Below are 12,393 nucleotides of genomic sequence, written 5' to 3'. Positions count from 1 at the left end.
AATAGTCGTTTACCGTGCTGCGCGGCGGCAAGTCCTTCGGCAGCGCAGCCCACTGGCATCCGGTGCCGAGAATATACATCAGCCCGTTGACGACCTCCCGCATCACGACCGTCCGCTTGTTGCCGCCCCGCTTCGCGGGCGGGATCAGCGGAGAAATGATCCCCCATTCCTCGTCCGTCAAATCGCTGGGATAGCGCAGTCCACTGCGATCATAACGACCGCGGTTCTCGTTGGTCCACATCCAAAAGCTCCTGCAAAACCTTGCCTCCGCCAAGGATTCACAAGTGATTCCAAAGATTCAAGATGTTCCCGGATGGACACTTAGCAAATCTGCACGATTAGATCATGCGCAGGTCACAGTCTGCGCTGACCCGCTACCGCACGAAGAAGCGGCTCGGGTTGTCTGAACAGGCTCCGGGCGCTTGCAAGTGGATTTCCGCCTCGGTTACCATCAGCCAGTGTTCGACCGGGTTGCGCGGTGTCGTGATGACCTGCACGCGCATCCCGGCCTTCGCCATCGTTTTCGACAGGAAAAGCGAGATCAGCGACCCTGCAAACGCCAGCACCGCCGCGAAGATCAGCAGTGCCGTCAGGTTCAGATCGACCCCGTTCGCCTGCAACAGGCTGTCGATGCCAAGCAGCCGGAACACCCCCGACAGGACGACCAGGATTGCGAGATTGGAACCGAGATAAAGGCCGAGCCGCAGCATCCTCAATTCCCTTCCGTCCTCGCCGTCCTCAGTCGAAGAGCCGCTGCTTCAACCGGATGAAGCTGTCGCCGATCTTGTCAAAGACCCCACCGGTGTCGTCCGCAAGGTCAATCCGCTCGTCCAGTTCATCCAGATTCTCGTGAAGCTCCTCGAAATCATCCTCGTCGCCGTAGCCGAGCGCCTCGGCGATTCTGAGTTGGGTGCGCGCGGCCTCGACATATTCGCCGGGCGAAAGCGGTTCGGTATCGACGGCTTCAGAAGCCTCTTCAGCACTCTCGGTTTCAGTGGAGTCGGAGTCTGATGCGCCGGTATCCGCAGCAGTGCCACCATCTCCGCCAAGCGCCTTCTCCGCCGCATCGATCAGCAATTGCGCGCGCAAAACCGGCAGGGCGATCACGTCTTCGGTGATGACCAGGGTGCCGAGCGCCGTGGCAAGGGTCTGCTTGGCGGTCTCTACCTCGCCCGCGTCGATCTGGGCGGTCGCGCGCAGAAGCGCGTCGGGATAGGTGGCGAGCGGCAGATTGGTGGTCTCGATGATGATCTCGCTGGCGAACTCGCGCATCAGCGGGCGGGCCTCCTGAAGCAGGCCATCGTCCACCAGCTCTTCAATCACCTCGCGGGCGGCTTGAATCGTTTCCACGTCACCCAGCAGGTCGCGCTGAAGCAGTTGCGTATCGACCGGTGCCAGCGCGAGGGCGGGATCGCGGGCTACGACACTTTCCAGTTTGCCGGTCGCGACCGTCAGCGCCTCCAGCGCGGCATCGGTATCGTCCTCGTCAAGGGCGGTCAGGGCCGTCTCGGTCTCCTCCAATGCGCGCGTCGCATCGTCAAGCAGTTTCTTGCGTTTTTCTTCGACCTGCGCGGTCGCTGCATCCTGCACGCCTTCGCTGACCGCCTCGTTCGTCTGGGAGCTAGGGGGGAGTGGCGTGTTCTGGGCAAAGGCGGGCGGCAGAGCCATCACCGTAGATAGTGCCAAGGCACTCCCGGACGAAGAGAACAGTTTACGATAGGGCATGGGTCTCTCCTTTCAGTTTACGATGCTGTTGCAATGTTCGGCCCGGCCAGGGACCGGACGGGCGCAGGTCCGGGCCGTTTGCCCTGCGCCCGAAACGCTCAGCGCTTCGTCACGATCGTGCCTGTCCAGGCCGGGGGATCGGAGGCCGGGAAGGACTCCAGCAAGGCCAGGTCCACCGGGTCGGCCGCATCTTTCATCGCCGACGTCTTCCGGTCGGGAACCCTGCCGCGCAGCTGTGGTCCGTCCAGCCGGTCAAGTGGGCGGAACATGGGCTCCGGCGCGGTGCAGGGCCCGCGCTGGCCGTCGTCGCGCACGATATAGTCCCAGTCATTTCGCTCGGCGTAGTCGATGGCGCTTTCCGGGTCGGGGAAGCTCAGCCGGATTGGCCGATAGGGGTCGTCCATCGCGGACCATCCCATGAGCGGTTCGATTTGCGGCGATGTCGCAGGCTCGAACTCCAGTATCCAGTGGCGCGGCCGCGACCCTGACTGCATCGCATTGCGCGAGGGACGATAGATGATCGCCGTGGGCACATCGGGCGAGCGCAGGTCGGTGCCGGGTATTTTCGGCCGGAAGGGTGGCCGGTTATGTCCGCGTCTGTTCAACATGATAGCCTCTTTTCCAAAAGGATTGTGCTTGGCTGCTTCACGTCGTCTTCGCCCGCGGGGCGCAATCCGCTTCGTCATTCGCCTTGCGCAGTTTCAGACCGAGCAGAATCATCGTGACGCCGAAGATCGCGGCATAGATCGCCAGCAGCCAGCCGAGGGCCAGAAGGCTTTCGGCGGGACTCGTCGCGAGGAACCAGATGACGAGGACCCCCAGCAGGACCGACACGATCCCACTCAACCCGAGCCAGACTTCGCCCTCGATCTCGCGGCGCAGGCGGATCGCGGTGATGATCTCGAACACGCCCGAGAAGACCGCCCAGAAGGCGATGCTGGCCCAGAGAAAGACCGCCAGCACAAAGGTCGCCACGAACGGCGTGACGAGAACGACGATCCCGGTCAGAATGCCGAGCACACCGCTGAAGGCGAGCCAGCCCCAACGCTCGCCTTCCCGGACCTGCCGCACGGCGGCGATCAGCCCGAAGACGCCATCGGCAAAGGCGAAGGCGCCGAAGACCAGCGTCAGGGCCAGAATGGCCTCTGCCGGCATGAACCAGGCGAGCACGGCGATGACCAGCGCAAGGACGCCGCGCAGGACAAAGGCCCACCAGTTCCTCGACAGGCTGCACAGGAATTCGTCCAAGGAGTTTTGCGGGTTCGTGTTTATCGTCGTCATTTCTGTCTCCTTTCAGTGATCGGCGCGCTCGGCCGGGTCTGGCGCGCCATGCGGGCGTTCATCACCGTGCCCGGTCATTGCCGCCGCGATCCGGTCGCGGTATTCCAGAGGTTGCGGGATCTGTGCCATGTGCGTCGGAATGTCCGTCAAGGCAGCGTCGGCGCTGTCCGGCGCGTGACCGGCCTCGATCAGACGCTGGTGCAGAAAGGCCCGTGCGGCCTCGGCGAGGCGTGCGACGTCCTCCGCGGACAGGTCAAGAACCACGGCGGCCCGGTCTGCTGTCTCGTCCTCCATGTGGAGCCGCAGAAAAATCCTGCGCCAGAGCGCGGGCAGATCGGCCAGCGCCCGGTGCAGCGCCAGCGCCGCCTCGCGCCGCGCCATCCAGGTCTCGGCCTCCTCGCCGTCCTCGTCGGCCACCAGATCCTCCAGCAGCAGCACGTCGTCGGGCTGGTAGAACTCGTGCATCTCCTGATCCGCCTCGGTCGGCTCGCGCGCCGGCGCCTCGGGCGCGTCGTCCAGCCGGGCAGCGTCGTCGGGCAGGGCGCGGCGGGCGGCGCGCGCCTCGGCCCCGATCGTCCGATACGCCAGCCGCGTCAGCCAATCGCCGACCGAAAACTCGCTTGGCCGCTTCTCGAAGCGGTCGAGCCCGTTCAGGATCGTTGCATCGACGAGGCCCCGGACGCTCAGGCGGTTGGCAGGAACGGCGCCGCTGGCTTCGAGATAGATCAGCTCGCGCCTGATCGTGTTATAGACGTGAACGAGATGATCCTCGATCAGATCGAAATAGAGCGCACGCCGGTCCGCCTCGGCCCGGTCACGTGCGGATGGCAGAAGCCGGCCGATCCGTGCGCGCCGTGTCGGCCGTTTCCATTCCGTCGTGCGTTGCAGGCGCGCCAAGTGCCGGTCGAGCCGGCGCCCGAGGGCCGCGAACGCCTTGCGCAGAACCGGTTCGGTCTCGAACCCCTCGCTCCGCGCGGCGATCACGCCGGAGGGCAGCCCGAGGCGAAGATCGGCCTGGATGCGCTTCTTACCCCGCGCCTGGGACACCGTCGCTTCCAGCCGCACGAGATCGGGGCGGAACCGCGCAAGCCGCTTCTCCAGCGCCGCGGCCTCGTGCCGGATCACCTCGGGGCCGCGGTGCTGACCATGAGAATCGAGATTGCGAAATGCCGTCGTCACGTTCATCTGGCTTTCCTCCTCAACATCACCCCGGGCGGGATGCGAAGCCGGGCGCCCGCATTCCCGCCGCGTCCTCACGTCGCAGTATCGGCGGCACCCTTGTCTGCATCCTCTCCGGGCGTCGCCTTCGCATCTGCGGAAACCTCACCCTCGGGGGACGCGTCCGGCACCGGCGGCGCGTTGTCCCTGTCCTGGCCATCGGCCTGTTCGGACGCGGCCGCCTCCTGCTTCTCGAAGGTGATCTTCCGGTCGTCCGGGGACCACGCCACCTGGACCGTGTCGCCATCCTCGACCGCACCAGCCAGCATCGCGCGGGCCAGTTCGGTTTCCAGTTCGGAGCGGATCAGGCGACGCAATTCGCGCGCGCCGAATTCGGGCTGAAAGCCGATGGCGGCGAAGTGGTCGGTGACGGACTCGTCGAAGACCAGCTCAACGCCCTGCGTGAGCGCCGTGCGCGCCACGCGGTCCAGTTGCAGCCCGACGATCTCGCGGATCTCTGCGCGGTTCAGCGAATGGAAGACGATGATCTCGTCGATCCGGTTGATGAATTCGGGCCGGAAATGCCGGCGCAGCACCTCCATCAATTCGCCGCGTTGCTTGGATTCGTCGAACTCCTTGGTGCCGCGTTTCTTCAGGTTGCGCTGGATGATGTCCGATCCGAGGTTCGACGTGGCGATGATGATCGTGTTGGTGAAATCCACCACGCGCCCCTTGCCGTCGGTCAGCCGCCCGTCGTCGAAGACCTGAAGCAGGATGTTGTAGACATCCGCATGCGCCTTCTCGATCTCGTCCAGCAGCACCACGGAATAGGGGCGGCGGCGGACGCGTTCGGTCAGTTGGCCGCCCTCGTCATAGCCGACGTAACCCGGGGGGGCGCCCACCAGTCGCGCGACAGCATGGCGTTCGCCGTATTCCGACATGTCGATGCGGATCATCGCGTCCTCGTCGCCATAGACGGTTTCCGCCAGTGCTTTGGCCAGCTCGGTCTTGCCCACCCCGGTGGGCCCGAGGAACAGGAAAGTCGCCGTCGGGGCGGAGCCTTCGCGCAGCCCCGCGCGCGCCAGCCGCACGGCATCGGCAACCGATGCGATGGCCTCGTCCTGGCCGATAACGCGTTCGTGCAGACGATCCTCAAGCTTCAGCAGCTTTTCGCGTTCCTCGCTGGTCAGCTCTGTCACCGGAATACCGGTCAGCTTGGACACGATCTGCGCGATATGGTCGACGCGGACTTCGGCTGAAGCCGAGGCGCGATCGCGCTTCCAGGTTTCCAGCAGCGCATCCAGTTCGGTCTGCTTTCCCTCCAGTTCCTTCTTCAGCTCGGCGGCGCGGTCGAACTGCTTGCGCGCGGCGGCATAATCCTGCTCGCGCTTGATCTGCTGCACCTCCGCGTCCAGTTCCTGCACATCGACGGGCCGCGCCGTGGCGCTGATCTTGACCCGTGCCGCGGCCTGGTCGATCAGGTCGATGGCCTTGTCGGGCATGAAGCGCCCCGTGACATAGCGGTCGGAAAGCTCTGCCGCCGCAACGACGGCCTCGTCGGTGATCGTCACCTTGTGGTGGCTCTCCAGCGTGTCGCGCAGACCGCGCAGGATCATGATCGTCTGGGCCACGCTCGGCTCATCCACATAGACCGGCTGGAAACGCCGCTCCAGCGCCGCATCCTTCTCGATATGCTTCTGATATTCGCTGAGCGTGGTCGCCCCGATCAGGTTCAGCTCGCCGCGTGCCAGGGCCGGCTTGAAGGTGTTGGCGATGTCCAGCCCGCCTTCGCCGCCGCCTTGGCCCGCGCCGACGATGGTGTGAATCTCGTCGATGAAGAGGACCATCTCGTCCTTCTGCTCGGTGATTTCCTTGAGGATCTTCTGCACGCGCTCCTCGAACTCGCCGCGATATTTCGATCCGGCGACCATCGAGTTGATGTTCAGTTCCACCAGCCGCTTGTCGCGCAGGGATTCCGGCACCTCACCCGCAATGATGCGTTGCGCCAGCCCTTCGATGATCGCGGTCTTGCCGACACCTGGCTCACCGATCAGGACCGGGTTGTTCTTCTTGCGGCGGGCCAGAACCTCGATCGTGGTCTCGATCTCGCGCGCGCGACCGATCACCGGGTCCAGCTTGCCCTCGCGGGCAAGCTTGGTCAGGTCGCGCGAAAACTCGTCCAGATCGGGGGTGTTTGACGGCGTCTCGACGCGGCCTTCCTCGGCTCCGCGCCCGACCACCTTCGTGACCTGCTGACGCAAAGCCTGCGGCGTCAGCCCGTATTTGCGCAGGATATCAGCGGCCAGACCTTCGCCTTCCTCGGCCAGCCCGACCAACAGGTGTTCGGGCCCGACATAGGAATGGCCCAGCTCGTTCGACGCCACGAAGGCGCGGTTGAGCGCGTCCTTCAGACGGGGGCTGACCCCGATTTCGCCACCTTCCTTGTTCTCTCCGCGCGGTGCTTCGCTTTCGATCTGGCGGCGCAGGCCGTCGACGTCGATCTTGAACTGTTCCAGCAGCGTCTTGACCACATCGCTATGGCTTAGCGCGAACAGCAGATGTTCGGTATCCACTTCGGACCGTCCGAATTCGCCCGCTTTCTGCGCGGCTTCCTGCAACAGCTTGTTGCCCTGTTCGCTCAAACGGTCGGCGATGCTTGCGCCCCCTTGTCCGCGGCGGCTGACGCCGGTGACCGGGACGCGCTGGCCTTCTCGCGCATCGGCGAGATTGCGCCCCACATCGTTTCCAAAGGGAGAGTCGCCAAAGAACTCGTCGAAGAGAGACCCGCCCCCAAACAACGATTCCAGCGGCGACGCGGGACGCCGCTGCCCCCGCGCGAGCTTCCGGTAGTCTTCGTCGCACAGTTCCATCATCTTGCGCTCGCCATTCACAGAGACCTGCGCCCGGAACGAGGCCGGGCGGCGTTTGCAGATGTCACAGATTCCGTTTGCCATTGTCGTCTACTCCATCGGGTGTTGTTCAGGCGTTCAATAAATTGGTTAACGAGCGGGGGCGGCACGGGCTGCGAAGGACCCGTGCAGGGCTTATCCGGACTTGACGTCGATCCGTTTGACACGGGCCTTGGACTCTTCGGTCTTGGGAAGTGTCACGGTCAACACGCCGCGCTTGAATTCAGCCTCGACCTTCCCGGAATCCACGCCCGCCGGGACGGGGATCATCCGCTGGAAGCTGCGCCGGGACTGCGACGTGAAACCGTCCTTCTCGGACTTGTCCTCGCGCGAACCGCGGATGGTCAGCATGTCTTCGGTGACGTTCACCTCGACATCCTTGTCGTCGAGCCCCGGCAGATCGACCGAAACCAGCATCGCGTCGTCGGTTTCCGAGACGTCGGTTCGCGGGCCGTCCGCTCGCATGTCGCCCCCGAAGGGGCTATCGAAGCGGCCCCGGAAATCCTCGAACACGCGGTTCAGGTCGCGCTGAAGCGACATCACGGGGTTGTCGTCGTCCTGTCGCCGGGCGGGCGTCTGGTTGTGGTCACGACTCCACGGGATGAGATCATTGAGTGCCATTGTTCCTTTCTCCTGTTCTTCGGTTGGTCCGGGCCCCTTTCGCAGCCTTGACCTTGATCTGTTTCGGCGTGGCGGCTTCGCCTTTCTTGAAGGTCAGCACCAGAACACCGTCCCTGTGGCTGGCCTCGATGCCGTCGGCGTCGAGCGTGTCGGGCAGGCTGAAGGCCCGTTCGAAGGCGGCGGGTGCATATTCCGCATAGATACGTCGGTAGCCTTCGGGCGCGGGCGCGTTGTTCGTGCCGTGCACCGTCAACGCGCGATTCTCGACCGAGACATCGACGCTGTCGGGTGCCACACCCGGGATGTCCATCATCAGCGTCACACCATCGTCCTCCTCGAAAATGTCCGTCGTGGGACGGAAAGTCGGGCTGGCATTGCGGGCCTCTTCCGCCTTGGGCGGGGCTACATTACCGCCGGCTTTCTACATTTCATTTGCCATGGTCTGTTCTCCTGTCGTTGATCTGGATCAGCTTGCCTTGACCTCGATCTTGCGCGGCCGTTCCGCATCTGGCGGGCTCATCTCGACCTCAAGAACTCCGTTTTCCGCACGGGCCTCTACCTTGTCTGGATCGACGCGCAGCGGCAGGCGGATGCTGCGGGAAAACGCGCCGGACGGGCGTTCGCGACGATGCCATGCGGCATCTCCGTCTTCGGTCGAAGGACTGCGTTTACCGGCAATGATCAGGGTGTTTTCGCGCACCGTTGGTTCGATGTCGTCCTGTGCGACACCGGGCATCTCGGCGGTGACGATCAGGCTGTCATCGCCCGGCCACAAGTTGACGGGGGGCCAGTTTCCATCGCTTTGGCGCTGGTTGCGTCCGCCGCCATCGAACATGCGGTTCGTCTGCGATTGAAGCTGTCGCAGTTCGACGAACGGGCCCCATAGCGCAGGGAACAATCCGTAATTCTGCATCGTATCCTCGTCTTCTCGGTCACAACATCAGGGGTCGACAGCGGGGCGGACCGCGTCTCACGTTGCGGGACTGTCGCGAAGGGAGGGACTCGGATACGAGCCTGCACGAAGACGCATGGCGACCACGTGTGTCGATACGCAAGGCCAGTTCACCGCACCTCGCGGTCGATGACGGGACCGAAGCGTTGCGCAATGCACACGCTTCACATCTCACCAACATCTCCGGGACCCTGAAAGCGGCACCCCGCACCCAATCAGTTGGGAAAAAATAAAAATCTTGTCAATATGTTGCGATAAGATTTATGCTTGACGGCAGCGACCCGGGAGAATTGCCGCCGATGGACAAGAAAACACAGATCAATTTCTGGTATATCCTTCTGGCGATCTTCGGCATCGTCCTTCTGCGCGATTTCTGGGTTCAGTCCCAGACCATCGCCGCGATCCCCTACAGTCAGTTCGAGACCTACCTGGATGAAGATGTGATCGAAGAGGTGGTGATCGGCAGCGATACCATCCGCGGCACTTTCAGCGAACCGCAGGACGGCAAGACCGGCTTCGTCACCACCACCGTGCCCGCCGATATGATCGAGCGGCTTGAAGAGGTCGATATCACCTATACCGGCGCCGTCGAGAATACCTGGTTTACCACGCTGCTGTCATGGGTGCTGCCTGCGCTTGTTTTCGTCGGGATATGGGTTTTCTTCATACGCAAATTCGCCGATCGGCAGGGCATGGGCGGTTTCATGTCCATCGGCAAGAGCAAGGCAAAGATCTATGTCGAGAGCGACACCGAGGTCAGTTTCGACGATGTTGCGGGCGTCGACGAGGCCAAGCAGGAGCTGGAGGAGATCGTCGCGTTCCTGAAAGACCCCGAAGGTTATGGCGGGCTCGGCGCGCGGATGCCCAAGGGGGTGCTGCTGGTGGGCCCGCCGGGCACCGGCAAGACGCTTCTGGCCCGCGCCGTGGCCGGTGAGGCCGGCGTGCCCTTCTATTCCATTTCCGGGTCCGAGTTCGTGGAAATGTTCGTGGGCGTTGGCGCGGCCCGGGTCCGTGATTTGTTCGAGCAGGCTCGCAAGGCCGCGCCCGCCATCATCTTCGTCGATGAACTGGACGCTCTGGGCCGCTCGCGTAGCGCAGGCCAGCAACCCGGCGGCCATGACGAGCGCGAGCAGACGCTGAACCAGCTTCTGACCGAGCTGGACGGGTTTGATCCATCCGAAGGCGTGGTGCTTCTGGCCGCCACCAACCGGCCCGAAATCCTGGACCCTGCGCTGTTGCGTGCGGGGCGTTTCGACCGGCAGGTTCTGGTGGACCGTCCCGATCGGGTCGGGAGGGTGCAAATCCTCAAGGTGCATATGAAGAAGATCAAGGTGGCCGAGGCAGTCGATCCCGACCAGATCGCGGCGCTGACCACCGGCTTTTCCGGTGCTGATCTGGCCAACCTCGTCAACGAGGCGGCGCTGATGGCGACGCGGCGGGGTGCCAGCAAGGTGGAGATGGTGGATTTCACAAAAGCGGTGGAGCGCATCGTCGCCGGGCTGGAGAAGAAGAACCGCCGCCTGAACGAGCGCGAACGCGAGATCGTGGCCCATCACGAGATGGGTCATGCCATCGTCAGCATGGCCTTGCCCGGCGTGGATGAGGTTCACAAAGTGTCGATCATCCCGCGCGGCATCGGCGCGCTCGGCTACACGATCCAGCGCCCGACCGAAGACCGCTACCTGATGACAAGCGAGGAGCTGGAGAACAAGATCGCCGTCCTGCTGGGCGGTCGCGCGGCGGAAAAGATCATCTACGGCCACCTGTCCACCGGCGCGGCCGACGATCTGGCCCGCGCGACAGATATCGCGCGGTCGATGGTGGCGCGCTATGGCATGGACGAGGATCTCGGCCATGTCAGCTACGACAGCGACCGCCCCACCTTCCTCGGCCAGACCGAGCAGGGATCGTGGCTCAACCGCCGCTACAGCGATGCCACGGCCGAGCGCATGGACCAGGCGGTGAAGGAGATGATCGACAATGTTTTCGACCGCACGCTTGCCCTGCTCGAAGACAACCGCGCCCAGTTGGAAAATTCGGCGGCTGAACTGCTTGTACGCGAAACGCTGGAAGAAACCGACCTGAAGCGCATCGCGGCCGAGGTCGCGCGACCGGCGGACGCGGCCTGACCCCGACGTCGTCTCAGCGCGGCGCTTCCTCTCCTTCGGCCCGATCCGGCCCGTGCCGATGCAGTGGTAGCGCCGCATGGCTGGTGCTGGGGGTCGCCACGTAGCTTTGCTTGTCGGCCGTCGCGGTCCGTTGCCGCTGACGGATGCGCAACGTGCCGAAGGCGACGAACAAGGCCAATGCGGCTGCCATGAACGAAAACAACCCGGTCGGTCCGATCCGGCCCATAACCAGGCTGGCTGCGAAAGGCCCAACTGCCGAACCGACACCATAGACCAGCACGAAACCGCTGGCCGCCGCGATCAACTCGCTCTCGTCAATCCGGTCATTCACTTCCGCAAGACAGATGGAATAAAGCGGCATCAGCGCGCCGCCGAGCAGGAAGCACAGCGCGATCACCAGCAGTTCGTTGCCGTCCGTCAGTGTCCAGACCAGCAGGCCCGACAGGATGACACCGCTCAAACCGCTACCCAGAATGATAAACCGCCGATCCATTCGGTCCGACAGCCAGCCGAGTGGCCATTGGAAAACCAAAGCCCCAATGAGGGCCGCGGACAGGATCGCGCCCGTCTTTGTATCACTGAAGCCCAATTGCTGGCTGGCCACGGGCCCCATGCCGAAGAACGCGCCGACCACCGCCCCCATGACGAATGCACCGGCCAGCGCGGTCTGTGAAATCGCAAGTAACCGTCTCAGCCCGACACGCGTGGCGAGCACCACGCCTGGATTGCCGGCGCGACTGAGTGTGATCGGAACGAGGGCGAACGAAAGACAGATCGAAACGACGGCAAAGAGCACGAAACCCGACGGTGCGGCCAGTGCCACCATCGGCTGACTGATCGCCCATGCCCCGTACATGACGATGGAATAGATCGCGAGCACCCGCCCGCGCCAGCCAGGCTCGGCCGAGGCGTTCAGCCAGCTTTCCACCACGATGATAAGTCCCGCGTAACACGCCCCCTGAAGGACGCGCAGCACGATCCAGGCCGGTGCCGAAACGAAGATCGCGAAACACAGCGCAAAGGCCGATGCGGCCGAGGCGAAAGCGGCAAATGCGCGGATATGACCGACCTGCTGGATCACCTTCGGCGCATGGATCGAGGCCAGCACGAAACCCACGAAATAGGCGGACATCATCACGCCCACCGTTTCCTCGGCATATCCCTCGATGCCTGCCCGCAGGCCGATCAATGTCTGCTGAAGCCCGTTGCCGATGACCAGCAGCGCGACGCTGAGAAGGATCGAAGCGTATCGAAGAGGAATCTGTGCCATTACAAGTATCTGTACCATAGTGAAGCTTGGCGTTCTCGTCCTCGAGTGCCTTCAGCCTCGCGGCCTCGGACACCTCCATGCCGCCATACTTGGCCTTCAGCTCGTAGACCGTCGCCGTGCTCAGGCCATGCCTGCGGCACACCTCAACCGTCGGCATTCCAGCCTCCTGCTCCTTGGTCATTCCAATGATTTGCGCCTCGGTGAAACGGCTCTTTCGCATGTGTCTGCTCCTTCAGAGTTGGCGCAGACTCTACATCACGGTGAGGGATTTCGCGGGGGGCAGGTCAAGCTGCGCGAGCGAAGCTTGCGCTTCTCATCGTTGTGCTGCGCAAACGACTGCCAGCCAAT

Annotated in this window: 12 protein-coding genes and 1 pseudogene; 1 reads left to right on the top strand and 12 read right to left on the bottom strand. The window is 63.6% G+C overall.

The window, feature by feature from the left end; genetic code table 11:
* The 10 genes from ATI53_RS21505 to ATI53_RS21460 all read right to left on the bottom strand — a co-directional run.
* Positions 1-241: transposase (locus tag ATI53_RS21505; RefSeq protein ID WP_146609990.1), on the bottom strand; the 241-nt coding region annotated here is incomplete at its 3' end.
* Between the two features lie 133 nt (positions 242-374).
* The gene (locus tag ATI53_RS21500) at positions 375-710 is read right to left on the bottom strand and encodes a M48 family metallopeptidase (RefSeq protein ID WP_009502596.1); all 336 of its coding nucleotides are present in this window, start codon (positions 708-710) and stop codon (positions 375-377) included.
* Positions 711-738: 28 nt separating this feature from the next.
* Positions 739-1,725 carry a YfdX family protein gene (locus ATI53_RS21495; RefSeq protein WP_111551354.1) on the bottom strand — a complete coding sequence of 329 codons (987 nt, stop codon included), beginning with the start codon at positions 1,723-1,725 and terminating at the stop codon, positions 739-741.
* A gap of 98 nt (positions 1,726-1,823) precedes the next feature.
* Positions 1,824-2,333: an NADH dehydrogenase ubiquinone Fe-S protein 4 gene (locus ATI53_RS21490; RefSeq protein WP_111551353.1), complete on the bottom strand. Its 510-nt coding sequence runs from the start codon at positions 2,331-2,333 to the stop codon at positions 1,824-1,826.
* Between the two features lie 37 nt (positions 2,334-2,370).
* On the bottom strand, positions 2,371-3,006 hold the full coding sequence (locus tag ATI53_RS21485; RefSeq protein WP_111551352.1) for an HdeD family acid-resistance protein: 636 nt from the start codon (positions 3,004-3,006) through the stop codon (positions 2,371-2,373).
* Between the two features lie 12 nt (positions 3,007-3,018).
* Positions 3,019-4,191, bottom strand: a complete 1,173-nt coding sequence (locus ATI53_RS21480) for an HPF/RaiA family ribosome-associated protein (RefSeq protein ID WP_111551351.1) — start codon at positions 4,189-4,191, stop codon at positions 3,019-3,021.
* Positions 4,192-4,259: 68 nt separating this feature from the next.
* On the bottom strand, positions 4,260-7,118 hold the full coding sequence (locus ATI53_RS21475) for an ATP-dependent Clp protease ATP-binding subunit (RefSeq protein ID WP_111551350.1): 2,859 nt from the start codon (positions 7,116-7,118) through the stop codon (positions 4,260-4,262).
* Between the two features lie 90 nt (positions 7,119-7,208).
* Positions 7,209-7,694 carry an Hsp20/alpha crystallin family protein gene (locus tag ATI53_RS21470; protein WP_111551349.1) on the bottom strand — a complete coding sequence of 162 codons (486 nt, stop codon included), beginning with the start codon at positions 7,692-7,694 and terminating at the stop codon, positions 7,209-7,211.
* Complete coding sequence (locus tag ATI53_RS21465; RefSeq protein ID WP_223866047.1) at positions 7,681-8,037, bottom strand: Hsp20/alpha crystallin family protein; 357 nt, start codon at positions 8,035-8,037, stop codon at positions 7,681-7,683. Before ATI53_RS21465 ends, ATI53_RS21470 begins: the two co-directional genes overlap by 14 nt.
* 123 nt (positions 8,038-8,160) lie before the next feature.
* Positions 8,161-8,607 (bottom strand): Hsp20/alpha crystallin family protein, encoded by a 447-nt coding sequence (locus tag ATI53_RS21460; protein WP_009502588.1) that lies wholly within the window; start codon positions 8,605-8,607, stop codon positions 8,161-8,163.
* A gap of 338 nt (positions 8,608-8,945) precedes the next feature.
* Between ATI53_RS21460 and ftsH the strand changes: the two genes are divergently transcribed.
* The gene (gene ftsH, locus ATI53_RS21455; protein WP_111551355.1) at positions 8,946-10,775 is read left to right on the top strand and encodes an ATP-dependent zinc metalloprotease FtsH; all 1,830 of its coding nucleotides are present in this window, start codon (positions 8,946-8,948) and stop codon (positions 10,773-10,775) included.
* Between the two features lie 13 nt (positions 10,776-10,788).
* On the opposite strand, the gene ATI53_RS24130 is transcribed toward ftsH, so the two are convergent.
* Positions 10,789-11,964 carry an MFS transporter gene (locus tag ATI53_RS24130; RefSeq protein WP_249033418.1) on the bottom strand — a complete coding sequence of 392 codons (1,176 nt, stop codon included), beginning with the start codon at positions 11,962-11,964 and terminating at the stop codon, positions 10,789-10,791.
* A 103-nt stretch (positions 11,965-12,067) separates the two neighbouring features.
* Positions 12,068-12,265, bottom strand: a pseudogene (locus ATI53_RS21445) (transposase); the annotation flags it as partial.
* Positions 12,266-12,393: the final 128 nt, after the last annotated feature.

The organism is Salipiger aestuarii (assembly GCF_003259905.1).
Classification (GTDB): Bacteria; Pseudomonadota; Alphaproteobacteria; order Rhodobacterales; family Rhodobacteraceae; genus Salipiger; species Salipiger aestuarii.
This window is presented reverse-complemented; position numbering and strand designations above follow the sequence as displayed.